Raw genomic sequence first — 26,787 nt, 5'->3', positions numbered from 1 at the left:
CGTTACCCTGTTCACTACGAGGGGATTTTTGACTAATGCGCAGGCTCTGCTTGTTGCATTGCTTGCTTCATTACATTATTTATTGAAAGTAACCTTCTCCGAACCGTTCTCAAGAATAATCGACGTTTCCCGCGGCTTTGTTTCTGCGATTTTGCGGCCGCCTCTGAAGGAATAAAGCACTCCGGCCTGTTTGCGAATGGCCTCATATTCATTCTCTGCTTCTAGCACGATGAAGTTGGCCGGCTTACCTTCTTCAATGCCATACACTTCCTCGATCTGCAATGTTCTAGCGCTGTTCTTTGTAATGAGATCAATTGAATTCACGATCTGATCGTAACCTAGCAATTGCGAGGCATGGATACCCATGTGCAGCACTTGCAGCATGTTGCCCGTGCCCAGTGGATACCATGGATCGAAGATGTCATCATGACCGAAGCATACATTCAAGCCGGCTTCCTGCAATTCTTTGACACGGGTAAGTCCCCGTCTTTTCGGATATGTATCGAAACGTCCTTGCAGATGGATGTTGACCAAAGGATTGGAGACAAAATTCAGGTCAGCCATCTTCAGCAATCTGAACAATTTGTACGTATATGCGTCATTGTAAGAGCCCATCGCCGTTGTGTGGCTTGCCGTTGTACGGGCACCCAATCCACGTTCGAAAGCTTCCTTCGCTACCACTTCCAAGAAACGGGATTGTTCGTCATCGATTTCATCACAATGGATGTCGATGTGACGGTCGTATTTTTCTGCGAGATCAAATGCGACCTTCATGGAATCAACGCCGTATTCCCGTGTGAATTCGAAGTGCGGAATGCCCCCGACTACGTCAACGCCCATTTTCAATGCTTCTTCCATTAATGCCGCACCGTTCGGGTAAGAGTGAATGCCTTCCTGTGGGAACGCAACCAGTTGGATATCGATGTATGGCGCCATTTCTTCTTTCACTTCAAGCAGCGCTTTGACTGCGGTCAGACTTGGGTCTGTAACGTCCACATGTGTCCGCACATGTTGGATACCTTGTGCAACTTGCCATTTCAGTGCCGTTTTGGAACGCGTTTTAACATCTTCATGCGTCAGGAATGCCTTGCGCTGTGACCAGCGCTGGATGCCTTCGAATAACGTTCCGCTCAAATTCCATTCCGGCTCGCCCGCCGTTAGTGTGGTATCCAGATGAATATGAGGTTCAATGAACGGTGGCAGCACAAGCGAGCCATTAACGTTAATTACTTCCTCATTTGCAGTAGCTTCAAGCGTTTGTGTAATTTTCTCGAACTTTCCATCCTTAACAAGGATATTCCATAGTCCTTCTTTACCCCGCAATTTGGCGTTCTGTATAATCATTTTTCTTCCCCTTTTCTTTGGATTCTTTCGCAGGAACGATAGTCATCAACACGATATAGGTTACCGCCGTACCGATCAGTGCGTTTAGTGGTGTTACTCCAGGAGCCAGTTGGGCGAATGCAACACCGATAGCCCATGCCAGCATCGCTATCCAGTTTACACTTTTGAAAGTCATATCGGCAAACGGTTTATAGTTTCTGCGCTTCACGAAGAAGTAGTCCGCGATGATGATAGCCCCGATGGATGGTACTGCCGCACCCAGTACATTCAGGAAACCAACGAAGTTGTTGTACATCCACATAGCGAATACGGTACCCACGATGCCGTTTACGATGACGAAGAACTTTTTCGAAATTTTAGTGATATTAGCAAAGCCCAGTCCGGAAGCGTATAAAGCGTTATCGTTGGTTGTCCAAATATTCAGCCCCAGAACGATGATCGCGGGAATGATCAAACCTTGCAGGAACATAACCTCGGAGATTTCTGCCAGATTATACGCCATTGCACCAACTGCGCCGAACAAGAACATGAGTGAGTTCCCCAGGAAGAAGGCAATTACCGTTGCAGTAACCGCCTGCTTGGACGTCCGGGAGAACCGGGCAAAATCGGGCGTCAGCGTTCCGCCACTAATGAATGATCCGATACAAATAGTCAATGCCGCTGCCGCAGTGAGACTCTGAGTCGGCGTGTAATCGAACAACCCTTGCAGACCACCAAGCGTACTTGCACCTTCGAACATGGAGTAACCACCAAGAATGGCAATCGCCGGAACCGCGATATAACCCAGAATGACAAGTGACTTCATCCCGAAGATGGCTGATGCTGTCATTGCAAGACCGAACAGGATGATCAACAGGTACACATTCCAATCCATCGCTTTAGCGACTGGAATCGCGAACATCGCTACACCAACACCGAACCAACCGACCTGCGTGAAGCCGAGCAGGAACGAAGGCAGGTGCGACCCTTTCTGACCGAATGCATATTTTGCTAACAAATGCGTGGACAAGCCCGTTTTGGCGGCGATATGCGCCAGCGCTCCCGTATAAATACCAAGCACCAAATTCCCTGCAAGTACGATGCCAATGAACTCCATGAACGTCAAGCTAACTCCGAGCGTTCCCCCTGCCAGCATACTTGCCGAGAAGAATGTGAATCCGAGCATTACGGATAACGTCTTCCAAAAATGGTTTCTCTGCGATTTCGGCACCGCTTGCCATGAAAATTCTTGATCTTGTTTGCTCATCAGAATACCCCCAACTTAAAGTGTTCTGATACCAAAAAGCAGAAAAAAGAGGCTACTCGTCAAGTCTCAAACTGACAAGTAGCCTCTTTTTTGCATCATAACCCGCGCGAAGACACAGAGCAGCCCTTGTCGGAATATGCCCTGATTCACGCGTGATTATAAACATCCGCTGCCCTTGCCAGCCTCTCTGGACTGATTTAAAGGTACCAGTATTCAATTAGACTCTATTATTCTGGAAAATCTTGCGGATGTCAATGTCATTATTAACCAATCGGTATAATTTCCTTCAGCAAGCCTCTATCCAGTTTCTGTTTGTTCTGCTTTACAATCGTATATCACCACTAAAATTAGCTATGAAGTGAGCATTGGGATCATACACCTCAAACTCATAACCACGTTCCTTAAGCAGCTCCAAAATATGTGGTAATGCCTCCACTGTCTGCTTGCGCTCATGTAGTAGAATGATCTCTTGTTCTCGGTTCAGAAGGCTGCTTATCAATTCCACAATTTTATCAGGCTGCTCAGGAAAGTCCCAATCTCTAGAATCCACAGTCCAATCCCACATGCGAAAACCTGCTGCAGATATGTCCCCACGGAATGCTTCATCAATCTGTGGTTTGCTTCCATATGGCGCACGAATCAGATCCGGAGCGAATCCAACAATGTCTTCAACCATCTTCTGCTCCTGTTTGAATTCCGTTATAAAATTGGAGGAACTACCGCTCTTATACAACTTGTTATAATCATGCGTTATGCTATGAAGCCCGGGATAGCTGCCCTCCTCAACAATTCTTTGCACTTCACCCGAATAATGATTCAACTTGGATCCAATCAGAAAAAATGTTGCTCTCGCATTGTACTGTTTCAAAATATCCAGGAGCTCATTGGTGTACTTACTTGGTCCATCATCAAATGTGAGATATGCCAGCTTACGAGATTTTTCATTGTTAGCAGATGTCTGATCCTCGGCGGGTATGTTCGGAATGTGAGGAGATTCATCATTCGCGCTAGGTAGTACATCCGGTGTTGGTTCCGGTTCGTTTCGCTTTTCTGCTGGATTGAAAAAGAGCATTCCCAATAGTACAACTATCAATATGATGAGTACACTATTAATTTTTCTGTATAGGACCTTTGGTTTGTCTTGGTTTTGCTGGGAACTCACTTACCGACACTTCCTTAAATTCAGGTAGTCTTGATATCTACGGGAATATGTATTTTTGTATTTTTACGTTGGTAGAGATTGTTCCGAATTAAAGCAAAAATCACTAATAAGGCACCATAAAATTCATAAAGACTGATCACATAGCCTTGGAAAACCATAAGAATAAACGTTGTTATAGGAACCATGCTTATAAAAAGGATACCATTCAGCGGCGTAAGTATCTTAATGCCGGCATTCCAGCTTAATAACGCAACAAGCCCGGGCATGAGTACCATGAAAGACATCTCGTACTTTATGGAGGATAGCGTATTCCAATCCGGAGCAGGGATAAGATGGAATAGAGTTGCTAGAGAAACAATAACCATAGAAACGGTTGTGCCTAGCAAGCAAGTTAAGGTTGAATATCTTAAAGTGGACCATTCTTTAAACTCGCTGCCTCCTAATGAATACAGCACCCACCCTACTACACCGATAAAGATTAGTAACACGGGGAAAAGATGCTGCGTCGCCATTGTGAAAAATGAAAGATCCCCTTTGGTAATAACAAGTAAAGCACCTGCTAGAGCTATACTTATGGTGATGAGTGTACTTCTAGTTGGTTTAATTTTTGTTCTGAACCAGACAATAAGGATTGAAATTAAAGGCATAAGTACTTCCATAATCGATGCTGTTATCGTACCTGCTTCCCCCATTAGGTGCTGCCCTGAAAAAACCATGAAATTGTACACTGTAAATGCCATGGTCCCATAAATCAGAAGCTTTCGTCCCTTTCCTTCAAAGCGAAAGGCAGCTTTCCCTTCTTTGAACCATAGCAAACACACGAGAATAACGGTCACAAGGAAATACCGGATAAAAGAAAAATAGAATGGATCGATATTTTGTAGTGCGCTATGCGCTACTGGAAACATGGCCCCCCATGATACACTGGCCGTTAGGCAAAGAGCCGAGCCCAGGAATACTTGCTTTCTTGTCAAATCGTTCATCCCCCACATGATCTCTAATTTATTTAACGGTATTAATCATAAGGGATTCAAAATCAGCAGTAAAATGATTGAAAGTTGAAGTTATCATCATTTACAATGATACTTGAAATTTGAATGGAATCATTTTTACCTTAAAAGCAAGCTAACATAGGAGAAGGAATATGGAACTCAATGACTTGAGAATTTTTAAGACCGTTGCCGAATTAGGTAGCGTAAGTCAAGCTGCAGTTAAATTAAGTTATGTTCAATCCAACGTAACAGCAAGAATCAAGCAACTCGAAAAGGAACTACAAACTGAACTCTTCTATCGACATAAACGGGGCATGGTACTAAACGCTGAAGGAAAACGGTTGAACGTATATGTAGAAGAAATATTAGGGAAAATAGATGAGATCAGGAATGTCTTTCAGGGTACAGATACTCCTTCAGGAATCCTCAATATTGGGATCGTTGAAACGGTAATCAGTTTGCCTGGAATTTTATCCTCCTACCTCGAAAAGAACCCAAATGTCGATCTATCACTGACCGTAGGTGTGACCGAGCAGCTCCTTCAAGATGTGTTGAGTCTGAAACTAGACGGTGCTTTTGTGACAGGGCCTGTGCAGCATCCTTTGATCGAATGTCAAAAGGTTTTTCGAGAGGAACTTATCCTCGTTACTAAGAGCGAATCTTTTGCAAAAGAGGACATCACAAAAAAACCTCTGTTGCTGTTCAACAAAGGATGCGGGTATCGTGAAAGGCTCGAAAGTTGGTTAAAGGAAGAGGGCGTTATTCCGAGGCAGATTATGCAATTCGGTTCATTTGAAACCATAATCGGCAGCATCACTGCCGGAATTGGCGTTACCATTGTTCCGAAATCATCGGTCATTCGACTAATTGACGAAGGTAAAATCAATGGATTTGGAATACCTAAACCATACAATGAGGTTACAACCGTATTTATCCGGCGAAAAGATACCTTTTTAACGAACACGCTGAGTTCTTTTATAGAAGAACTATAACAGGGTTTTAACATTCGGGATTGCAGTTTGAAAATAATAAAGCCCCCTCCGGCTTTCAGTTATAAGGCTCATCTTTTATGAGTTCATGTTCACTGTTTACCGGAGGGGAGAATGTCATCTTCTTATTTTGGATTCAAACTAATTATTGTTTTGAGTACAGTTCTTCCATGAATGCCCCTGCACTATCTATTCCTTCTCTCGCCTCTTCCAGGAAAGAGTGACAGAAGATCCAGTTATGGATCATCCCCGGCCAAGATCTGAAACGGATATCAACGCCTGCCAATGCTGCACGTGTCACGAACGTTAATGACTCGCTTAACATAATTTCAGCTTCTCCGACCATGACGTAGATTGGGGGCAATCCTCTCAAATCGCCGTAAATCGGCGAGGCATACGGAACTGTCGGTGAGACACCATTTAAATAATTATCAGCTAATTGTTGGATGGCTGCTTTGGTATTAATCGGGTCTACTCCCTCTCTGGTGGTGTAAGTCTCTCCGGTTAGTCCTAAATCAATCCATGGGGAGATCATTATCCCACCTGCCGGTAATGGTGTCCCGGTATCACGGATGTACATTAAAAAGGCTGCCGTAAGGTTCCCCCCTGCGGATTCACCAGCAATAATAATATTTTTGGGATGATACCCTTGGTCCAGTAACCAACTGTAAGCTTTCATCGCATCTTCAATTGGAGCAGGGAAAGGATGTTCTGGGGCCAGACGATAATTTATAGCCAATGTACGAGCCTTAGCCGCTCTTCCTATTTCGCTGGATTCACTCCGATGTGAATTGATACTTCCCATCATATACCCACCGCCATGCAAATATAGTAGTACACATTCTTCGCTGGACTCAGGGAAAAATTGCCATTCCCCTTGCATTCCATCAATGTCTACCTCCTCTGTCATCAAATCACTTGCTACCGGCAGTGAGCCCCACATTTGTTCTTCTGTAATTCGGCGAACCTCATCAACGGATGCTGAATAACTTGGCAGATTATCTTTAAATAGACGATGTGCTTTTAACAATGACTCTTTCATAACATTACTCCTATCTGAATGTTTAGTGTATTGATACTTGATTGATACAAGTTTATTATAATAATGAATTTGAATAATTTGCACAGCGTAATCGATGAATTATAGCCATATTGCTAAGGAATACTTTGAATTATATGTACTTCACTTTGGATTTAAAAGGAGCTAGTTGTAATGGATCAAATAGACAAGCAAATTCTGTTTTATCTTCAGGAACAGGGAAGAATATCGATGACAGAGCTCGGCAAATATGTGGGCCTGTCCCAACCTGCTGTATCGGAGCGAGTCAGACGAATGGAGGAAAAAGGGGTTATTGAGGGTTATCGGACAGTCATTTCTCCTGAAAAAATAGGCAAAAACGCTGCGGCATATATGCTTTTGCGAACTAGAGATTGCTCTGCATTTCTTGATTTTGCACGTTCTTCCCCGTATATAAAGGAGTGTCATCGCATCAGTGGTGATTACAATTATTTATTAAAAGTCGTGACTGACTCTACATCCTCCATTGAAGAGTTTGGTAAACAGTGCGATAAGTATGGAACTTATACCATTCAGATCATCATGTCGTCACCGATTGAGCATCTGCCCCTCATCTATTCACTTGAAGAAGTTGCAGAATCGGAATGAGTCTCTTATGAAGGTTTAATTTCATCTATAAAACAAAAAAAGGCAGAATCAAGGGACACCCTTATCCTGTCTTTTTGCATGTGCTCTGCTTTCTTTTTTCCTACTGTGCTAATGCTTCTAAATCCGGCTGCAATTTGTTTCGTAGAATATACAACATGATGGCACCAACAAGGAATGCGACAGCATCCGAAATGACAAGCGACCAGATCACCCCGTGAAAGCCGTTCATACGATTGGCGATATAGAGCACAGGAATTAGCGTGAGTCCTTGAATGACTGACATAATAAACGCTGCGGTTCCTTGCGCAGTTGCTTGGAAGATCCCTGTGAACAACGACGTCATCCCTGTAATGAACAAGGATAAGAACGTCACATGCAGAATGTAGCTGCCCATTTCAATTAATAGCGGGTCATTGGTAAACAAACCGATTAAGTGGTCGGAAATCAGATAGACGAAGATGCCAAACACGATGGCCAACGCCACCATCGTTTTGATGGTAAATCCTATAGTATGCTTCATGCGTAATTTATTCGCTGTAAAAGTGAAGGCTATGAGCGGCACGACACCCTCACATAATCCCATCAGAATAAACTCAGGAAATTGCAATAAACGTGATGAAATACCAAAGGCCGCTACGGCCTGATCCCCGTATTCGATAAGATAATGGTTAAAGATGAGTGACATTGCTCCCATAAAGACACTCATGATAAAAATGGGAATTCCGATTTTGAGTACATTGCTGAGAATCTCCTTGGTAACCTTGAACCATTTTACGGAGAGGGTAAAGAATTGGCTCTTATATCTGATATGGAAAGCGTAGAATGCACTCGCAACCAAGTTGGAAATGACTGTAGCAGACGCAACGCCGATCACATCCCAATGGAACACGAAGATCACTAATGCATCGAGGATAATATTCACGACAACACTGAGAATCATACCAACCATTGATGTAATGGCTGCTCCCTCTGAACGTACGATATTCTCCAACGTGAAGAATAATACGATGAATGGCGAACCGATTAACATGATCGTGACATAGTCCTTCGTAAATCCAAAGGAGTCAGGTGTTGCTCCCAGGCTATGAACGATTGGTTCAATTAACGGGAAGCCGGCAGCCATCAAGATTATACCTAGAATCAAGCTGCTGTAAAAAGCGAATGAAGACACATGCTTTACATCCTCATATCGCTTCTCTCCCAGTAAACGGGAGATGAATGTACCGCTACCGACGCCAATCAAGTTGCCTAGCGCCATAATGATCGCGAATAACGGTAAGGTTAGCGCCAGTGCAGTTAACATGGCAGTATGGCCGAGTGTGCCGAGGAAGTAGGCATTTAAGATAGAGTATATGACACTCAGTGACGTGCCTAACATCATTGGTATTGCGAAGTGAGCTACGGCTTTTGCAACCGGTGCTTTTTCAAAGTAATGGAGGTTTTCTGCATCCATATGATTCACCACTATCTTTATTTATTTAGGATTTGATGGGCCTTCTCCTTTGTTCCTTCTCGCTTTTTATTACGTTCTCTTGCTCATCAGATATAGTTATTTATCTTCCGGGTCTTGCGAATTGTCTATCGAAGCATTTCTATCGTCTCTAGAAGGCCAGCCGAATCCGCGCATGTCGTTACCGCGTCCATCCCGTCCAAACCCGGGGAATCTTCCGCCAAAGCGCTCGTCCCCAGAATTTCTCCACTCTCTGCCCATCTGTTCGCGCATGGCCATTAATCGATCAAATTCCTCTGTTCCCATACGCTCCCGCGCAGCCTTCATCCATATCGCCATGATGTCACGTTCTTCTTCGGTTCCAAGCTCCTTCTCTAAGGCGGCTATGACGCGGGTGAGATATTCCCCGAAAGTAACCTGCTCTTCTGGTGACAGACCAGAAAAGATATTGCCACCGTCTATCTCCTGCTCTTCTTCCTTTTGTCCTTTTTCCGTCAAGTAAATCAAAATAATACGTTTGTCTGAGTCTGAAGGTCTACGAGTGATATACTCGGCTTTCTCCAATTTTGCCAGTAACTCGTTGAGGGATGATACCCGAATGTCCAGCATATAGGACAAATCCTTTGTGCTGATCCCGTCTTTCATCCGGAGAAACGCCAGGATTCTACCTTGTCCCCGTGAGGTGTCTGCCATAGGGCCGACAGCCGCGTGGGTCTTAAATTGTTTTCTCTGCAGCAGCCATTGCAATTTCGCGAGTTTTTCGTACAGTTCAGTATTCATTTCCATAATGAATCCTCCTAATTGGGTTTGGTTATTTTATTTACGGTACCTGTTAATCAATGTAACGGTACCTGTTGATTTATATGATAACGGTACCTGTTGAACTTGTCAAAAGTTTTTTTACAGGTACCGTTAATATGTTGGTTTGCTATTTCCAGGGTCTGGCTAAAGAACGTACCAATGAAGTTCCTGCCGCTTTAAAAAGATATTTTACCTGCTCAGCTAAACTCAAATACAGTGTCTATCATTGTTAAGATTGTCGTATTATTCAACTCGTGCCTCTTGAGGACTTGGGTCAATGTTATGATTTATACGCCCGAACGAATTCGATTGAAGGAATATCAATGTAGGAAGATTCAAGCAACTTGATGTAGCGAATTCAAACAGAAGAGGTTTACGACTTTATGATTTTTAGGTATTAGATGGCCACTATTTCATTTATTGAATCTCTTTGTATAATTCTTTATCCCAGAATTATTATTTTATTGGCAACAACTACATAAAATCAACAGTTCAAGTCTAGAACTTTTTACTAACAACGAGATCTGTCGACAATATTTCATCCTGAGAAGGTCTTAAAGAAAAGAAAAACCACAAGTGATAACCATATTAATCGAGCGAGGGGATTCACTATACCAAAATAATTTATTTTGTACTTCATATATTAAATTACATTCTATCGTAGATCCCATACGAACTACTCATTGAATGATATACACATCTGTTCACTATTTAAGGAGAACTGTGCTTTAATCATGGGAGCCAAGCTGACTTTGAGTTTATTTGCAATTTTGACAAATATCGAATCGGCAATAGGATCAAGTTCTGTTTCTGAGCAAATAACAAGAACTATACCGATAAAATAAAAAAACGCTGCCAGCGAGGACTGTGGTCATACCCCTGTCAAGTAGACTGATGAAAAAGCTAAGCAGCCCGCGCATGCCGAAGCTCATTCGGCACGCGCAGTTTGAGTTTCGCCTGAAGACGTTGGTAGTTATAGAAGTGAATATATTCCTCAAATGAATCTTTGCCCCTGACTCACACTGGTGAAGGTACAACTTTTCTGACTTTAGATGTAAAAAAGAATTCGATACAGGTGTTATCCAGGGAGGTTGCTTGCGAGGGTACTGCCCTTGACGCTGAATGCTTCTATTTGTGTGTTGTATTAGAGGCCTTGGTCCAAATGAAACACTTCTTAGGACAAGTCTATTTTTCGTCCATTGTTCAATCCTACCCAGTACCAACTTTACATCATTACGTTTAGACACTTGTCTCTTTGTTAAAAAGATCTTAAATGGCGGACAACTATAATAACATGGGTACCATGCGAGAGATACGTATTATCGCTCCCAAGCTTCTGCAGAATACCTGTCGCTTTAATTCATTAGGATAAAGTACGGAAGGGGCGTAGTTGGAGCGGTTCCTTTTCTTTCGAATGACCAACTGAATCTAGATCTCTCCATAAGCCGCCATACCTTCTTATGGTTAACAGTATAACCCGCTTCCCACATGGCTATTCGCATTCGAGGATACTCAAATGGGGATGGTCTAAGTGAATGGCCAAATATGATCTTTGATTGTATGCTCCTGTTCATAAGCTTATGTCTGCTGAGAGTGTTACCTCGCCACTTGTAGTAGTTTGTTCGAGATAGACCTGCAACGGATTATAGGCGGGTAACTCCATACAGGTCGCGTACTCCTCGATTACGGCGTTTTGTCTTGAAGTCCAATCGCCGCTCCGTTAATAGATTTGGATATCACTATCTAAGTAATCCACCTATGTGCCTTTAAGTAATCCCGTTCTTCTTCGATACTGGCAAACGTCGTACGAAGGCGTCCTTTCATAGCTTTTGTTGCACCCTCGCGTGTATCAAATGGCTCTGCATTTCGATATTTCCTTCCCATACTTTAAGTTGGGTACAGTTTGTAATTCAACTTCTCTGCGACTACCTTATATCTTTCTACTCCAGTGAGATAAGTTTGAATAGCCTTTACTTTGAATTCCTCTGTGTACGATTGAAAGACTGGTCACTTTTTCGCCATACAAAAATCCCCTTCAAAGTCACTCATTTCCTCATGTTAACACATAAGGTTTTATGAGAATCTACTAAAAGGGGATAAGAGCAGTGTGCTTTTAATTTAGAAAGTTTTCATTTTACACTAGATTCAATTATCACGATTTTAAAGATTAATGAACATCTATTTAGCAAATGTTAATCACGAGTTTAATTCTAATAAGTGTTTTTTATAGAAAGATCTTGGAGCAATAGTTCTTAATAAATTTAATTTATGATGAAAAACGCATGCTCCTAACCTGTTACCACACTGACATGGACAAGGCATCTTGTTTGCTTCTCTTTTTTTAATACCAAGTAATCTTAGCGCCTTTTCTACTTGCTTTGGATTAGTAAGATTTAGAATATCACAGTAATCATTCAATATTCCCTTTTTGCCATGTTCAAGTTCACCAAAAATAAAGTCACCACCATTTTTCAACTTGTAAGATACGGCATATAAATATGGCACTAAACATTCTTCAGCATAAGTAATCAATGTATTCGAATTTTTAATTTTCAATATGACTCTTAGTGGTGAACCTACACACAGTGTATCATCAGGGTTAATATGATAATTATGATCTCTTGGTATTTTCCCTTTTAACTCAATAACCTTGGGTAGTTCATATGGAAACCTTTTAGGAACTAAAATTTCTAGATCATAGCTATCTTCTATTTTTGGACCACCTACATAATTTGCACTAAATCTAAAATTCCCTTTAAGAACTAACTCCCCATTTTTAATGGGTCGAAACCCCATTTCTGGGTAGTCATTCAGAAAATCTAGAGCACCATTTAAATTCATATACGTTCACCTAAATATTTTCTTTCCATGGTTTAGCAGGTTCACTGATAAAATGATCCTTTGGTTTTCTAGAAAAGGTTGATGAATCACTTAAACCAAGTTTTTTCTTAAGATCCTCGCTATTTATAGATACAGAAAAACCTTTGAGAATAGATTCAGTTAGTAACACAGGATCTGTCGATGTCGTTATACTATTTAAATCTCTCTGAGCTTGCTGCAACCAAATCGTAAAGTTCTCTTCTAAATTTAAATGTCTACACTCAGGCATAGACCACCTATCTGCAAAATCCTCTTCTGGATTAACAGGATTAGGAACACGAGGAGAATGACTATTGATCATACTAGCCATCTTTTCTAAAATGTTAGTTAAAGCAATGTATATATTACTTTCGCCATTATAGGCTCTTGCTGCTAATGTAGTGATAATAATAGAAATCGGCTTTGATTCGTCATCTCCAAACATAATATCTCGATGTCTCTTCAATATTTGTATACACCTTTGCAGGGGGGTTTTGTGTCTATATATTGGTACCTCGTCCACTTGAGCTTTCTCTAATAACGCATAACTTTCAGTTATGTAGTTTTGCTCATTAAACCACATGCTGTATCCTACAGGGTTACTAATATTCCATTCAACAACAATTTTATTATAATTCGGATCTCGGTCATCAGTAATTGAAATAGCCTTTTCAGATGCACCTTTTGCAATGCTCTCTTTTGTTCCCCTATTATTCATAGACTCGAGTAGTATAGCTTTATTAAGTTCGTCAAGTGGTATGGCTGGGACAATATCTAGGTGGAAGCTAATATCGTCACGATATTCAAGTCTCCAGCAACGATGTTTTGATACTAACGGTTCTGTAATTCCTCTTGCTTTTCTGTAAGCTTCTAACTCTTCGCCAACAATTTTTTTAAATTGTTCTTGTGTATGAGAACTTTTACTGATACCTTGGCGTAATTTACATGCAAGATCTAAATCATATTCATCTTCCTCACCAATAGGGCGAATAGCAGTCCCTAGCATAAAAGAGCCTTGAGGGAATATATGAACATCATAACTACTTAGTTTAGAGTTATCCCTGTTAAACCATTCCCCTAAATCCTCATATCGCTTTTTAGCTTTATCATAAGCTGAATCTGGTAAGTCTAATCTCTCAACTAGTTCCTCTAATATCCATTCTTTTCGTTCATCCATACTCGAAACAACTCCCTTAAATATCTAATCAATACTCCAAACAAGGTTGAACCCTTTATTTTCATCATAAATCTTTAAAGGTAAATCAGCTTTTGGCATCCATGCTCTTCCGACTTCTACAGCTATAGATACTGGCGCAGCAGGGAATAAATGAAGTTCATTATTATGACCATGCAAACTTTTAATTTGATTCATTGACTTTCTGAACATTTCTCTAAATAATCTCAATTGCTCTTTACTTTTTAAAAAGTCATTATATGGATTATCTATCGTTAACGTCCAAATCGATACATCGTTTCCTAATACATCCCGAATGCGACTATTATCTATAGTTGCACTTAATGAAATATTAAGTGCAACTATATTTGTAATTGTGTCAGGCGGCACAAGACGGTATTCGAATTCCTCAGACTGTGTCTCTTGCCATTTCCAATCACATGGTTCACGATTTAATTGATATACTTCTGCGGTCTGTATATCCGATAATAATCTACCTAATTCTATCAGCAGTGGTTGAGGTGCTAAAGCAAAAACAGACATATGATTTAAGCCAATTTCACTGCGCTGCGATACTTTTTCTTTAAATTGTCGCTTTAGATTTTCTGCTTCCATAGCCCAGTACATCTGTTCTTTATCATTAAACATACTACTTTTGAGACCAAGCTCTATTCCCATTTTGTCAGCAGGATATTTCTCAGGTAACATAGCATGTATAGCTTTTTCCATACTAACTTTCGCACCATTTTTCCCAATGTTTGCACCATAAAGTAGAACATACGACTGTTTTTCTTCTGTTAAAGAAGTTAGCATTTCCATTCTTTCTTCATGTCTTTTTTTCATCTCCAACAGTATTTCTTCTGGGTGTTCATCTACTTGATCACGGTCTATCATTCTATGATGAGTATCACACAGTAACATAAGGTTCTTGATTTCTTTGCTTAATAATTCTGAGCGATTCTTATCTCCCCTTGGGCCATCAGGACTATCTGCCACAATATGAGCTATGTACGCTGAATTAAATTCAGATTTAGTGGTCGAATCGTACCATAAAGGCTTATTACATCCCTCATACTGACAACGTCCTGAAGCCTTTCCCCATAGCCTTATTTTCACCTTTTCTGGTAGTACTGTTCTTGACATACTAAACTACTCCTCTTTTTCATTTAATTGTAATACGTGAAATTACTGTTATAGTTTCTATCTGTTCACATGACCTTATATGTGAAATTTCTCAATATTCAAATCACCTCTGAACTATCTACAAATAAAATTATATACTGAATTTTTAAATATAAATACAAAATTTGGAGTTTGTGCTCCCTTGTTTATTTAACAATTGAGACTACATGTCCAAATAGGTAATTATCTAATCAACTATGTAACCATGTTATTGTCATATACATAGAACAAAAAAGTCACATAGAGTGTGACTTTCAAAGTAATCATATTTTTATCATTTCTCCGACATCTGTTCACAACCATATTAAATTCAATAAAAAGATAAGCCTTGGAGGGAAAATCCTAAAGGTCTTAGCTACTTGAGTTTCCACCTCAGCAGTTACTCTAGGGTTTCTATTTCCATATTTCCTTGGGTTTGTTAGTATTATTGATCTATCATCGAATAAGTCGTATTAGAAATCTATATAAGGTAGTAACCAATCTTGGGTGTATTTAACTGAACATTTTTATTTGAAGGGGCTACAGTTATAAGACCTTCTGGAATGGTTTATCGGGAGGATGATCACGAAGACGCAATCTAGGTTTTCAAGACTCATTTAAGTAAACATCCTCTAATCTTATCCTTAACACCTGATCAAGTCTCAATTTGTATTTAAGTACCAGCCTAATCAATAAATGAAAATTTAACGATTTGAAACATCAGCTCATAGCATTCGAGGATATTTTAGAAGATTATTTTATGGATATTTTTCATATCCTGGATTGCCACCTGTGGAAACTTCAAGTTGGTTACATGTAACGCTTATCAGAATTGTTCTAAGAACTGACAGTCTCACGATGGGAGGCAACCTCCTAAGTGACTAGAACTGAATCATATCCTTTCATGATATCTGTGTTTGATCCAACCCCTCTTCAATACTTTCATCAATTCCCATCATCATCTTATAATGCGAATGATGATTAGTAACTACAAATATCTTCTCAAATATCCTCAAATATTTATTCACCGTATCCATTGGATGCTCAATATACATGTCATCACCAGCAAAATGCGAACCATCATTTGCCCATGAAAGAAGTGATTTACAGATCACTTTTTCTTCTTCATCAAATTTATTTAATATATCATCTTCACTGTAATTTCCGAATAACTTGAAATAATTTTCAATGATTCTACGAATTATGTTTTGGACTGTCATAGAAGAGCTGTCTTGTGCTAATCTTAATTCTTGCCACATTAACTCGTAGGAACTTTTAATAGGATTAATTTCGTATGTTTTAGTCTCGGTAACATCATTGATTTTTCTAATGATCCAAAATGTTTCGTCTTGCATTCTTCTACCTTTAGACCTCTTTTTATTAAAGGTTATTTCTTTGTGAAAATAAATATTATGAGTTAAAATAAAAAGTTGGGTAACATTATTTAGATTACTTCGCACTTCATTTATAAGCTTTAAAATGAGATTGCTAACAATAAACAACACATTGCTATCCAAGCTTGATATCGGATCATCAATAATAACTACTTTATTTTCCGTTATCCGCTCTCTGTTGTTACTACCATTTAATAAGTGCATAAAATAAAGAAAAGTGACAAACGTTTTTTCTCCTTCGCTTAAAGTCTGATTAACATCCTGGCCATTAGAACGAATCAAGCGATAGTTCCCTTGATTTTGTGTATGAGCAAACTTAAAATTGGTAAAATGATATGCTTTCAATAAACGATTCATATCATTCACAGAAGGAATGACGCTGGTTATTTGCGCTTCTAAACCTTCGACTTCCAAAATTAACGTGTTTTTTTCGGCCTTCTTTAATTCTAGGGTACTAGTTAGCCTTGCAATCGCGCTTCCTGAACTAAATTCTTTACGAATATATTTTTCATGATTTTGTTGATTTACATTAAAAATATACTCCCAAATCTGTTTAATTAATAATTTCTCTTCATTTACTCGATTTTCGACAAAGTCGTTATGCTTCATGACTTCTTTATTGACTCTGTCAATCTCTGTGTTAACCACATTAACAAACGATTCATAGGATGAAGGTTCGATCGATTTGCTAGGCTGACTTTGCTTTTGCTTGATTAAATCAAGATTATGTTCTTTTTTAGATTGGATGAGTTCATACTGCTGCCTAATCACGCTAAGTTCCATATATGAATTTCCATGTTTAGTCATCAATTCCAAAAGTTGAGATTCAAGTTTATCAATTAAACGGATATAGGTCTCAATGCAATCATGAAGTTCTAACATTTGTTTTTCGTAATTTTCATTAAAATAATCATTGAGCTTTTGAATAAAACTTTCTGGCAGTTCCTGTTGACAAAATGGGCATATCCCATTCGTTGCATCAATATGTTGATGTCCTTGTTTCACCCAATCACTTATTGAAAGTTTGAATATAAGTGCTGCAATATCTACTTCTTGTTTCCCAATAATTTGATCACGAAATATCTGGTGATTACAAATCGAATGAAGACTGTCTATCTTTATCGTATCGATAAGGGGGAGTTTCTCAATACTTCCCCTAAACAACTTGTTTGCCCGCTCTTTCAGATCAATAAGATCACATATAGGGTCTACTGCTTGTACTTGTTTACACTTCTTTGCAAAGTTATTTTTATTGTTTCTTAAACCTGTAAATGCTGCTGAAAAAACGTCATCATATTTTCTCTTTAGCTTCCAGCAATCTTCCGTAAATTCAGCTTCATTCATTTCATAATCGCTTTGTTTTATAATTAGGTTTGCTGTTAATCTCCTAATTTCCTCATCCACTTTATCAATAAGGTTTTTTTTACGAAGAATGGATTGCTTAATATCGGCTGATTCTTTACCTAATGTAAAGATACCTTTGATGTCTGAATCTTGGTGGAAATTTTCTTCAACAAATTTTTGATTATAGACTAATGTTTTCAATGGCTGTGATGTCCACTCAATCACGCTGTTTGGAAAGCTCTCCGCATTTTTGAGAACATTAGATAATGTCGTCTTCCCGCTTCCATTTGATCCGTAGAAAAAGTTCACTTTTTTAAGTTCATCATAAACAACACCGGTATGATTATATGTTGCAACGTTTTTTATGTGAATCCCTTTAATCACAATTTTCATACTCCTTCCAGACTACTAATGTTTCTAAAAAGCATGGGTCTATTATACCATCCTTCCACCTTTTCCCATAGAAAAATTTTGTCGAATTTCCTCCGTTCCGACAGACGTCTTGAAGTTTAGGTCTTTGTGATTGTCATCTGCTCTCTATGGAAGTGAGTGACGGGTTACGTTAGTCCCATTTGATATCTGCTGTTAGTGAAGCACCTGTATGAGAACATGGAATAAGAATTACTATTCGGAGGAACCTAACGGAAGGGTAACCAATAATACTTTCCGAATGGAGCGTTTCTACTTATGAGCAGCAGATACTGGTTTCGCTTGGCCATGACTCTGGTTCTGTCTTTAGGATTGATGGCCTGGGGTACGAATGTCAAAGCAAGTGGTGGGATAATACCCTCCCAAGATTACATAGCTAATCAAAAGGAGCTATTAAAGGAATCTACAGACAAGAACGCGATTACTCCGTTTCATGTGAAATTCCCAGAATCAGATCTTACCGATTTGCGCCAGCGTATACTCGCGACAAAATGGCCAGAGAAGGAAACGGTAGCTGATCAATCGCAAGGCGTGCAGCTGTCAACGATTCAGGAGCTCGCGCGCTATTGGTCGTCGGAATACGACTGGCGCAAGGTCGAGGCGAAGTTGAATGCCTTGCCGCAGTTCAAGACCGAGATCGATGGTGAGGACATTCACTTCATCCACGTTCGGTCGAAGCATAAAGACGCTTTGCCGCTCATCATCACGCACGGATGGCCCGGTTCGATCATCGAGCTACTAAAGATTATCGATCCGCTTACCAATCCTACGGCATATGGTGGGAAGGAATCGGACGCTTTTCATGTGGTCATTCCGTCGATTCCAGGATACGGGTTCTCGGGCAAGCCGACCACGACCGGCTGGGGCCCCGAACGCATCGCAAGTGCCTGGGCAGAGCTGATGGAGCGCCTTGGATATAATAAATATGTGGCGCAAGGCGGCGATTGGGGGGCAATAATCACAGATATGATGGCTGTACAGAAGCCCAAAGGATTGATCGGTATTCACTCCAACATGCCTGGCACAGTTCCACCCGATATTGAAAAGGCGCTGAAATGCGGAGGACCAATGCCCTCCGGTCTCTCAGAAGACGAAAAGCGTGCGTACAAGCAGCTAGAGTACGTATACAATCACATCGGCTATGCTGAAATGATGGGCACTCGCCCGCAGACCTTGACCGGATTGGCTGATTCGCCCGTTGGTTTGGCCGCCTTTATGCTTGACCATGACGCGAAAAGTCTGGAACTGATCTCGCAGGCCTTTGCCGGACACCCCGGTGGCCTTTCGCGAGATGATGTCCTCGACAACATCTCACTTTACTGGCTGACGAACACTGCGATTTCTTCGGCTCGCCTCTACTGGGAGAACAAGCTCTCCTTTTTTGGCGTCAAGGGCGTCGAGATCCCGGTTGCTGTGAGCGTCTTTCCTGACGAGCTCTATCAGGCCCCGCAGAGCTGGGCAAAGCGCGCATACCCCAAACTTATGTATTTCAACAAGCTCGACAAGGGAGGACACTTCGCGGCTTGGGAGCAGCCAGAGCTGTTCACTACAGAACTTCGCGCCGCATTCCACTCGTTACGCTAGTCGGGATCGAGTGGAATACGCCTATAATCTACCTTCAATGCATAAAGAAGAGCAGCCAGTTATGCGCTGCTCTTCTTTATTAACGTCATGACCAACTGACCAACATTTAATTTGCTTAACGGTTGACCGTTACCTTTATCGTCTCACTTACGGTCGTTCCCGCCGCATTGATTAGCTCGGCCTTGTACTCATACAGGCCAGGAGCATGACCGCTGACGTCTGTCACTGCGCTCTGTCCCGATGGTGTACCAGCGTTCAGTGCCTGCGTGTCGATAAGCTGACCGTTCTCATACAAGCGATACTCCGTACCATTGGTGCCCCACCAAAGGTTCATTGTCACCTTATAGTCGCCATCACCATCCCAATTGTCATGGGACAATACTGGCTTGCCCGGAGATGCGTCGCGGATTGTGACCGTGAGGATATTGCTCTTGGTCGTACCGTATTTGTTGGTCAGCTCTGCGGTGTACACATACGTTCCGTTCGGCTTACCGTGCAGCTCCGTACTTGCGGTCTGGGCTGACGGAGAAGCATCCTTCAGCGACTTGCTGTCGATCAGCACGTCGTTCTCATAAAGCTTGTAACTGGTGCCATTGTTGCCCCACCAGAGGTTCATGGTGACGGTATAATTGCCGTCGCTAAGTCCATTGGCATAACCGCTGTTCGAGGACAGCACCGGCTGTCCAGGTTTGCCTGTAGCCAGAGAAGCACCGCTAGTTACCTGAAAAGAATAGCTCTTCTCAGCCTTATTGCCTGCGTTGTCAGTAACGACGTATTCAACCTTATGGGCTCCTGCGCCCAGATCGGAGGCGTTCAAGATCTGGCCTTCGGTGATTGGTAGTCCGTCCAGCAGAAGCTGTTTGGAAGCAACTCCGGACAACGTATCGCTGGCGGTCAATTCAAATTGAAGCTGGGCCCCTTCCTCCACATCTACAACTGCATGCCCGGACTCTGTCAGTACTGCGGTCGGCGGAGTTGTGTCGATATTAAAGCTGAGTGTCTTGGCTTCTTCCGCCTTGCCCTTACCTGGCACCGCATAGTAAGTCAACGTATGCCGGCCATCTTCCTTCACATTCACTGGTGCACTATACACCTTGTCCGTATTTTCGTTCAGTAGGTAATGGATGGTTGCCGTAGCAGGTTCTGTCTTCAGGGTAATTTCAACGGGCTGATTCAGCCAGCCAGAAGACCCCGGCGGTGACGACAGCGTAACTGTCGTCACCGGGGCGTTCTCCTCTTTTACAAGATTGAAGTCCTCGAGACTTCTCGGCTTGAGCTGATAGACGCCTTTAAAAATCGCGGAAACACCTGTAATATCCAGCTTCTGCCCTTCCGTATATGGGAAGCTGCTCTGTGTAATGCCCGTCCGGGCATCTACTCGTACATGATTGCTTGTCCCATCTGCGGCTATAGCGTCAAATTCAAACGAACCGCTCGGAGCCGCACTGACGATGTTGCTTACTGTCACACCCGACAGCTTGAGCAATTGACCTTGATTAGCATCGTTCACCGCTGTTGCCGAAACCGGCAACGGGAGTGCTGCCGTTCCGGTCTTCGCAATCTGTACCACATCGGACAGCTCCAGCTCTGTATTGTACAGAGTAGTAGGCGCTGTCACTTTAACCTTATCACCGGCATGAAAGCCGCTCTGGCTCTGAAAGACATACAGTCCCCCAGTCTCATCCTGCAAGTAAAAACTCTGACCGCCGAATATACCCGGCTCCGTCGTCACAGTTCCTTCCACAGTCACCAGTGTTCCTGTAGCCTTGTTCCGAGCTTCGCTGACGGAGATCGCGGCTGGAATCGGATCTTCCTCTGCCGGGAGAGGCTCGGCCGGAACATTCCCCAGTGTCACCGCTTCGGTCGTCAGGTTGTTACCATTAAGGCGCAGCCGCAGGTTCGAAGCAGCAGTCGTGCCTGGCTTGATCTGTACTGTCAGATCCTTGAAGGCATGGCCATTCAGGTCAGAAGTCAAGCTAAAGTTAGAGCTGTAGCCATAGTTGCTCGGCCAGGTACCGTCATCATTCTGAATCTTCGCAATCTGTGCGCCTCCGCTTACCTGGTAGATCCCCACTTGGAAGCCAGAAACTGTAGAACCAGCAGGCAAATTATCCGCAATCACCCGAATTTTAAAATTCTGTGCATTTGGCAACACAGCCTGGTGCGTGAATTTGTACACGGCATTTGCGCTAGTTGTCGGTCCGCCGTAAGAGCCTGGCTTGAACGTACTGCGGTCATACCATTTATACCCGGCGTTTGGCGCAGCCCATGGCTCAGGCTGTGGTTCGGTGGACAGCACCGGCTCCTCGAACGAGTGAAGCACCGTCGGCTGATCCAATGTCAAACCGCTAATCTGTGTGAAATTCGTGTAGCTCTCCTTTTTGGCGAGCCAGTTTACAGTGTTCACCAGCAGCTTGCCATCGTCCACTTCTTTGAAGCCGTCATAAGTTGTCTTCTTGGCGCCCGTATCTTCTCGCAGGTATTTCGGTGTTGCATCCTCTACCGGGGAAGAGTCGCCGATGAAGGCTGCCTTACCGGCCCCTTTTTTCGCAACAGCCACATAAGGGCCTTCCGCTACGCCACCGCCGTTGTAGACGCCTTGATCCACAGCGTTGGGCCAGGCTGCATTGGTTTGCGGCAGATAGACGATGCCCTTAGCCCGGGTCGGGTCCAGAATGGCTAGGGTGGAGCCCGCATGCATCGCTACAGCCGATACTCCTGTTGTGATGCCGAAGGACTGGTTAGGGGCGACAATGTTCGTCGCATTGATATCCCCAAGCGCATTGTAGCGGAACCGGACGCCGAACTCGTTCGCCAGCCAGTCAGAGCTAACCACACCCTGCATCGCATCAGAGGCAGCCTCTTCGACGCTCATGCCTTTGGCCGGATTCTCCCATGCTCCACGGCGATATCCGTTGAACGCCTCTGAACCGTCCCAGCGGTTTTTGTTGCGGTCTGCGTTGTAATGATCAGCGATAAAGAAAATGCTACCGCCATTCTGCACGTATTGCGCCATCGCCTGCTGTTCACTGGCTTTGTAAGGCACGTTGGCTTCGGCTGTGATGAAGACGTCATAAGCGGAAAGATCGCTTAACGTAATTGGTGTTGTCTTGCGAAGCTCCTTGACATAATAACCATTCTGCGCAAGTGCGTTACCAAAATCGGAAAAAGCACCGTCAATCACCCAGTCGGCTGCACCTGCAGTCTGCTCATGGGTATTATCGAACAAAATCTTTTTGCCCGCATTCTCATTGACTATTTTGGCTTCAATGAACGGCGCAGGATCGGCTGGTCCCTCAGCATATGCCGCCGGACCAGTTCCGAATGCGAACAACTGCAACGGAACAGCTACCGCCGCTGCGAACATGCCTTTCATCAGCTTCTTTTTCCAATCTGAATGCTTCTTCATACCCTTCCTCCTTTAGTGATAGATCGGCAGGACTTTCCAAAATTAAGCTCCTGCTTGTCGTCTACTATCCTATCGCCAAAGAATTAGGAGGAACATAGATTTCTGTAAACTTATGTAAATCAATCTTTTGGCCTATGCCTCAGGAGATATACGTTATGAAAAAAGTCACAGTGACGAAATCTGCCCGCTAACCAAACAACCGCAACCGATGATTTTAGTCGGCTGCCGTTGTTCTTGTTCCTCAACATAAAGCGGCGTCAGAGAAGGCGGATCGTACCTTATCACGGCCTCTAAACGACAAAAAGGTGCCGATAGCCATAGCCCCATAGCCGCAACGAAATAATGAGCCTAATCCGACAGTGCCCGCATGATGTTGGATTTCGCCTCTGCCGCAATCGCTTCATTCCCGTCGTCGACCGCTTGCATTAAGATTAGTATGGGGATGTATACCGCGATCAGCCGCGCCAGCAGCTTCGTTTCCTCGTCCGCTCCTCCGTACGTTTCGAAAAACACGCCGCGAGCGTAAGGTGGTAAAAAGCTATAAGCAACGCTCAAATCGCAAGCTGGATGGCCTACGCTCAGATCGCCCCAATCAATGATGCCGGAAACGATCCCGTTCTCATTCACAAGCATATTTTTGAAATGAAGATCGCCATGTAGCAGTGCATTCACCACCTCGACACGGTCCTTTTGCAGTCTGCTAATATACGCTTCGATCACACCGGACTCCTCCGGCGACAAGTGTTCAACCAGCTTCGATAGAAAGCCCTTCAATTTCACTTTGCGCGATGCTATGTCCGTCAAGTTTCGATGATCTTGCTGAACTCCGCACTTCAGCGCCGCCTGGACCGGAAACTCATGCAATCTCCGCAAAAATTTCGCCAGCGTCTCTGCCGATAAAGCCCGGCGTTCTTCCGTCAAACCGATTGGGAAATCTCCTGGCACGTAGGAATAGCCAAGAAATGGTGCCGGGTATTCGTCACTTGCTTCGCCATAAAACAACGGTTTAGGATAGGGGATGGTCATATATGCCTCCAGCTGCGGGAGCAGCTTCCCTTCCATACGAATCGAGCCAACTGCAATCGTTCTTCTTGGAAACCGGAATACGTACTCGTCACCGATGAGAAAAACCGTATTGTCCCAGCCCCAGCCCAATCGCTTCACTTGCTTCGATGACAGCTGAGGGAATTGTCTGCCGATCAGCGTCCGCGCCTGCTCTTCGTTAACCTCCCACTCCGCATCCCATACATTCGTTCCTCCCATGAATTGTCTGCCTCCTCGTTCCTTACGTTATTTAGATGTTTACATTCCCTGGAAGTTACGCATAACTGCCCGTTAGTTCAATAAAAAGAACGCTCCCGCGCCTTCGCTTGGGCTACGTCCTCCTCATTATATTCCATTTCCAATCACCTATTAAAGAACGTACGCGGGTAGCATGTAGTGCTTAAACAGGGACTCATCTTAACTTAAGCACTAAGAAAATACTTTATTCTCTTTCACAAGTTGAACCGCGAATAAAGCCTGGTTTCTGGTAAGGCAAAGGCGCAAAGCAAACAACGTCATATTAGGACGGAAGTTTAGTGATGATTGTTATCCCCTCCACTATTGGAATAGTTTTGCTTCCACAAAGTCTATCATCGTGCAGCACGGTAATCTTCGCCAGTTGTAGAAAACTCTATTTTTAATTTTAACGCCCCAGTTATATTTAAATTAACTTCTTTCGGCAAGTCTCCACCTAACATTTCAGAAGAGGTATATTTCTCTTCTCCATCCACAATAAATTTTAATACTCCAGGGTTTTTACTGTTCTTCGAGTGATCATCTATTCCTACAAATCCAGTAAGTTTGTTGTACTTACCGTTTAAATTGTATTCGATTGACCCAGTACCATTATTCGACATATAAAATACATTTTCTATACCAATCCCATGAATGTATTCATTATCTGCGATTGTGAATTTCCCAGTATAAGGGTTTAAAATATTATCACCCGCACTTACCCATTTGTTGAAATGAAATTTCACATTATTTACATCTGTTCTTGCATAATTAATATCTGAAAGATATTTAAAGGCCCCTTCTTTTTTTCCAACCCATGCTGTCTTGGTCTTACCATCATAAGAAAAATCCTGTCCAGAGTTTTTGGCAAAGGAGCTTGCCGAGACGTATAATTGTCCGTTATAGATGATCGACTGAGGCGACTGCTTCTCTACCCCATTAAATATGTAATTGACATTTAAGATCGTAAGTAGAAGTGTCTGTCTCCATCATCCTTTTCTCCCACCCCCTTGACTCTAGTACTGTACCAGGGTTTATCGTGATTCATATCAAATATGAATTCTACGAATCAGGGTGGTTAAGTTGATGCTTAAAGAACGGTTTGATCAAGTATTTGAAATTATGAAGCAGTCTTTTCCCGAAACAGAGTATCGAGAATATTTGGAACAAAAGAAGCTGCTGTCGGATCCTCGCTATCGCCTTATCACCGAGGAGAACGAGCAGAACGAAGTGATTGGTTTTCTCGCAGGTTGGGAGTTCGAAACGTTCAGGTACGTTGAGAATGTGGCTGTCTCTCCGAACATTCGCGGTGGTGGCATAGGCAAGCGGTTAATGGAACGCTTCATGAAGCAGTCCGACATGCCAATCATCTTGGAAGTCGAATTGCCCGATGATGAGCTGAAGCGGAGAAGGATCGGATTTTACAAGCGTCTGGGATTCTGTTTGTTAGACTATCCTTATGTTCAACCGCCGCTGCGAGTAAAACAGCCATCCTTGCCACTACAGATCATGAGCTATCCGGTAGGCTTGACTCTAACGCAATTTGAAATGGTGAGAAAATTACTGTATAAGGATGTGTATGGCGTGTCTTTGGCACACGTTAACGCCTTGAATAGCTAAGTGCAAACAGGAAGGAAAACGATGAAAAACGACTATAAAATCAATGAAATTTCGAAGCTCTATGGAATAGGTGTCGATGCCCTGCGTTATTATGAAAAACTTGGCTTGTTGGTCCCCCGGCGAGACGACAACGGATATCGTCTGTACAGCCTTCATGATATCTATAAATTGAATATTATCCGTGACCTGCGTCAACTAGATTTTACGATGCAACAGATCAAAACGTATTTGGATGACCAAAGCGTCGAGAATACACTTGAATTGTTATACACTGAACAGGAATTGATTAAAGAACGGATGACAAAGCTTGAAACCACGCAGCGTATCATTCAAAGCAGAATCAAAGTACTGACCGACGCGCGACAAATTCAAACGGGGGTCTTCTCCATCAAAACGTACCCGGACCGGCCGTGTCTACAACTCAATACGCGTATTACAAGAGACGAAGAAATGGATTATGCCATCAAGAAGCTGCATCAGAAGCATAAAAGACACATTCTGGATTTAGGCAACCAATTGTACGGTGCATCTGCGTCGCTTGAGGAGTTAAACCATGGGATGAGGGATGTTTTCAACTCCGTCTTTTTTATCTTTGATCCTGCCGAAGATGGAGAGCTTGACTATGATTACATCCTGCCAGCTGGTGATTATTTGTCATTCTATTATCGGGGCAGTTACCGCCAAAGTTATGAGAAAATGCTTGAGGTCGTTGCGCATGCCAACAAAAAAGGGCTCCAACTCTTAGGAGACCCTTTCGAAATTTATGAAATCGACAATCGCGATACGATCATTACCGATCAATTTCTAACTGAGATACAATTGAGGATTGGTAATACTGAACAGAACTGCACAAATGTGCCTTGAATGCGCACGCCTGCGCTAATT

19 protein-coding genes are annotated in these 26,787 nt (G+C 42.7%); 5 read left to right on the top strand and 14 right to left on the bottom strand.

Features of this window, described 5'->3' with window-relative positions:
* Positions 1-75: 75 nt before the first annotated feature.
* From ACFORK_RS09680 to ACFORK_RS09665, 4 genes are all read right to left on the bottom strand, one after another.
* Positions 76-1,344, bottom strand: a complete 1,269-nt coding sequence (locus tag ACFORK_RS09680; RefSeq protein WP_379198095.1) for a cytosine deaminase — start codon at positions 1,342-1,344, stop codon at positions 76-78.
* Positions 1,313-2,590, bottom strand: a complete 1,278-nt coding sequence (gene codB / locus ACFORK_RS09675) for a cytosine permease (RefSeq protein ID WP_379198093.1) — start codon at positions 2,588-2,590, stop codon at positions 1,313-1,315. The genes ACFORK_RS09680 and codB overlap by 32 nt, the downstream gene beginning before the upstream one ends.
* Positions 2,591-2,912: 322 nt before the next feature.
* Positions 2,913-3,662 carry a polysaccharide deacetylase family protein gene (locus tag ACFORK_RS09670; RefSeq protein WP_379198091.1) on the bottom strand — a complete coding sequence of 250 codons (750 nt, stop codon included), beginning with the start codon at positions 3,660-3,662 and terminating at the stop codon, positions 2,913-2,915.
* 110 nt (positions 3,663-3,772) lie between these two features.
* Entirely contained in the window at positions 3,773-4,735 is a 963-nt protein-coding gene (locus ACFORK_RS09665) for a DMT family transporter (RefSeq protein WP_379198089.1), read from the bottom strand.
* A 161-nt stretch (positions 4,736-4,896) separates the two neighbouring features.
* Between ACFORK_RS09665 and ACFORK_RS09660 the strand changes: the two genes are divergently transcribed.
* Positions 4,897-5,736 carry a LysR family transcriptional regulator gene (locus ACFORK_RS09660; RefSeq protein WP_379198087.1) on the top strand — a complete coding sequence of 280 codons (840 nt, stop codon included), beginning with the start codon at positions 4,897-4,899 and terminating at the stop codon, positions 5,734-5,736.
* 142 nt (positions 5,737-5,878) lie between these two features.
* On the opposite strand, the gene ACFORK_RS09655 is transcribed toward ACFORK_RS09660, so the two are convergent.
* Positions 5,879-6,775 carry an alpha/beta hydrolase gene (locus ACFORK_RS09655; RefSeq protein ID WP_379198085.1) on the bottom strand — a complete coding sequence of 299 codons (897 nt, stop codon included), beginning with the start codon at positions 6,773-6,775 and terminating at the stop codon, positions 5,879-5,881.
* Positions 6,776-6,946: 171 nt separating this feature from the next.
* Here ACFORK_RS09655 and ACFORK_RS09650 point away from each other — a divergent pair, with 171 nt between their 5' ends.
* Positions 6,947-7,399: an Lrp/AsnC family transcriptional regulator gene (locus ACFORK_RS09650; RefSeq protein WP_379198083.1), complete on the top strand. Its 453-nt coding sequence runs from the start codon at positions 6,947-6,949 to the stop codon at positions 7,397-7,399.
* Between the two features lie 100 nt (positions 7,400-7,499).
* On the opposite strand, the gene ACFORK_RS09645 is transcribed toward ACFORK_RS09650, so the two are convergent.
* The 6 genes from ACFORK_RS09645 to ACFORK_RS09615 all read right to left on the bottom strand — a co-directional run bounded on the left by ACFORK_RS09645 (position 7,500) and on the right by ACFORK_RS09615 (position 17,966).
* Positions 7,500-8,852 (bottom strand): MATE family efflux transporter, encoded by a 1,353-nt coding sequence (locus tag ACFORK_RS09645; RefSeq protein ID WP_379198584.1) that lies wholly within the window; start codon positions 8,850-8,852, stop codon positions 7,500-7,502.
* A 96-nt stretch (positions 8,853-8,948) separates the two neighbouring features.
* Positions 8,949-9,635, bottom strand: a complete 687-nt coding sequence (locus ACFORK_RS09640; protein WP_379198081.1) for a MarR family winged helix-turn-helix transcriptional regulator — start codon at positions 9,633-9,635, stop codon at positions 8,949-8,951.
* 2,211 nt (positions 9,636-11,846) lie between these two features.
* The gene (locus ACFORK_RS09630; protein WP_379198079.1) at positions 11,847-12,491 is read right to left on the bottom strand and encodes a hypothetical protein; all 645 of its coding nucleotides are present in this window, start codon (positions 12,489-12,491) and stop codon (positions 11,847-11,849) included.
* A gap of 10 nt (positions 12,492-12,501) precedes the next feature.
* Entirely contained in the window at positions 12,502-13,686 is a 1,185-nt protein-coding gene (locus ACFORK_RS09625) for a nucleotidyltransferase domain-containing protein (RefSeq protein WP_379198077.1), read from the bottom strand.
* A gap of 24 nt (positions 13,687-13,710) precedes the next feature.
* Entirely contained in the window at positions 13,711-14,826 is a 1,116-nt protein-coding gene (locus ACFORK_RS09620) for an SAVED domain-containing protein (protein WP_379198075.1), read from the bottom strand.
* A gap of 920 nt (positions 14,827-15,746) precedes the next feature.
* Entirely contained in the window at positions 15,747-17,966 is a 2,220-nt protein-coding gene (locus ACFORK_RS09615; RefSeq protein WP_379198073.1) for an AAA family ATPase, read from the bottom strand.
* Positions 17,967-18,269: 303 nt separating this feature from the next.
* Here ACFORK_RS09615 and ACFORK_RS09610 point away from each other — a divergent pair, with 303 nt between their 5' ends.
* A complete protein-coding gene (locus ACFORK_RS09610; protein ID WP_379198071.1) occupies positions 18,270-19,595 on the top strand; it encodes an epoxide hydrolase family protein in 1,326 nt (441 codons plus the stop codon).
* Between the two features lie 115 nt (positions 19,596-19,710).
* Here the strand turns inward: ACFORK_RS09610 and ACFORK_RS09605 are convergent, their stop codons facing one another.
* The 3 genes from ACFORK_RS09605 to ACFORK_RS09595 form a co-directional block, all read right to left on the bottom strand.
* Positions 19,711-23,004 carry an endonuclease gene (locus ACFORK_RS09605; protein WP_379198069.1) on the bottom strand — a complete coding sequence of 1,098 codons (3,294 nt, stop codon included), beginning with the start codon at positions 23,002-23,004 and terminating at the stop codon, positions 19,711-19,713.
* 348 nt (positions 23,005-23,352) lie between these two features.
* A complete protein-coding gene (locus ACFORK_RS09600) occupies positions 23,353-24,267 on the bottom strand; it encodes a phosphotransferase (RefSeq protein WP_379198067.1) in 915 nt (304 codons plus the stop codon).
* A 371-nt stretch (positions 24,268-24,638) separates the two neighbouring features.
* A complete protein-coding gene (locus tag ACFORK_RS09595) occupies positions 24,639-25,058 on the bottom strand; it encodes an NPCBM/NEW2 domain-containing protein (RefSeq protein WP_379198580.1) in 420 nt (139 codons plus the stop codon).
* 310 nt (positions 25,059-25,368) lie between these two features.
* Here ACFORK_RS09595 and ACFORK_RS09590 point away from each other — a divergent pair, with 310 nt between their 5' ends.
* The gene (locus ACFORK_RS09590; protein WP_379198065.1) at positions 25,369-25,902 is read left to right on the top strand and encodes a GNAT family N-acetyltransferase; all 534 of its coding nucleotides are present in this window, start codon (positions 25,369-25,371) and stop codon (positions 25,900-25,902) included.
* 21 nt (positions 25,903-25,923) lie between these two features.
* Positions 25,924-26,766 (top strand): MerR family transcriptional regulator, encoded by an 843-nt coding sequence (locus ACFORK_RS09585; protein ID WP_379198063.1) that lies wholly within the window; start codon positions 25,924-25,926, stop codon positions 26,764-26,766.
* Positions 26,767-26,787 lie beyond the last annotated feature (21 nt).

The organism is Paenibacillus sp. GCM10012306 (genome assembly GCF_042649265.1).
Lineage (GTDB): Bacteria > Bacillota > Bacilli > Paenibacillales > Paenibacillaceae > Paenibacillus_AQ.
Note: the sequence above shows the minus strand (reverse complement) of the source record. Positions and strands in the feature narration are given on the sequence as shown.

Bases quoted from the DNA above. Each gene is read 5' to 3' on its own strand.
- ACFORK_RS09680 (WP_379198095.1), bottom strand. From the start codon at position 1,344: ATGATTATACAGAACGCCAAATTGCGGGGTAAAGAAGGACTATGGAAT.
- codB (WP_379198093.1), bottom strand. From the start codon at position 2,590: ATGAGCAAACAAGATCAAGAATTTTCATGGCAAGCGGTGCCGAAATCG.
- ACFORK_RS09670 (WP_379198091.1), bottom strand. From the start codon at position 3,662: ATGCTCTTTTTCAATCCAGCAGAAAAGCGAAACGAACCGGAACCAACA.
- ACFORK_RS09665 (WP_379198089.1), bottom strand. From the start codon at position 4,735: ATGAACGATTTGACAAGAAAGCAAGTATTCCTGGGCTCGGCTCTTTGC.
- ACFORK_RS09660 (WP_379198087.1), top strand. From the start codon at position 4,897: ATGGAACTCAATGACTTGAGAATTTTTAAGACCGTTGCCGAATTAGGT.
- ACFORK_RS09655 (WP_379198085.1), bottom strand. From the start codon at position 6,775: ATGAAAGAGTCATTGTTAAAAGCACATCGTCTATTTAAAGATAATCTG.
- ACFORK_RS09650 (WP_379198083.1), top strand. From the start codon at position 6,947: ATGGATCAAATAGACAAGCAAATTCTGTTTTATCTTCAGGAACAGGGA.
- ACFORK_RS09645 (WP_379198584.1), bottom strand. From the start codon at position 8,852: ATGGATGCAGAAAACCTCCATTACTTTGAAAAAGCACCGGTTGCAAAA.
- ACFORK_RS09640 (WP_379198081.1), bottom strand. From the start codon at position 9,635: ATGGAAATGAATACTGAACTGTACGAAAAACTCGCGAAATTGCAATGG.
- ACFORK_RS09630 (WP_379198079.1), bottom strand. From the start codon at position 12,491: ATGAATTTAAATGGTGCTCTAGATTTTCTGAATGACTACCCAGAAATG.
- ACFORK_RS09625 (WP_379198077.1), bottom strand. From the start codon at position 13,686: ATGGATGAACGAAAAGAATGGATATTAGAGGAACTAGTTGAGAGATTA.
- ACFORK_RS09620 (WP_379198075.1), bottom strand. From the start codon at position 14,826: ATGTCAAGAACAGTACTACCAGAAAAGGTGAAAATAAGGCTATGGGGA.
- ACFORK_RS09610 (WP_379198071.1), top strand. From the start codon at position 18,270: ATGAGCAGCAGATACTGGTTTCGCTTGGCCATGACTCTGGTTCTGTCT.
- ACFORK_RS09605 (WP_379198069.1), bottom strand. From the start codon at position 23,004: ATGAAGAAGCATTCAGATTGGAAAAAGAAGCTGATGAAAGGCATGTTC.
- ACFORK_RS09600 (WP_379198067.1), bottom strand. From the start codon at position 24,267: ATGGGAGGAACGAATGTATGGGATGCGGAGTGGGAGGTTAACGAAGAG.
- ACFORK_RS09590 (WP_379198065.1), top strand. From the start codon at position 25,369: ATGCTTAAAGAACGGTTTGATCAAGTATTTGAAATTATGAAGCAGTCT.
- ACFORK_RS09585 (WP_379198063.1), top strand. From the start codon at position 25,924: ATGAAAAACGACTATAAAATCAATGAAATTTCGAAGCTCTATGGAATA.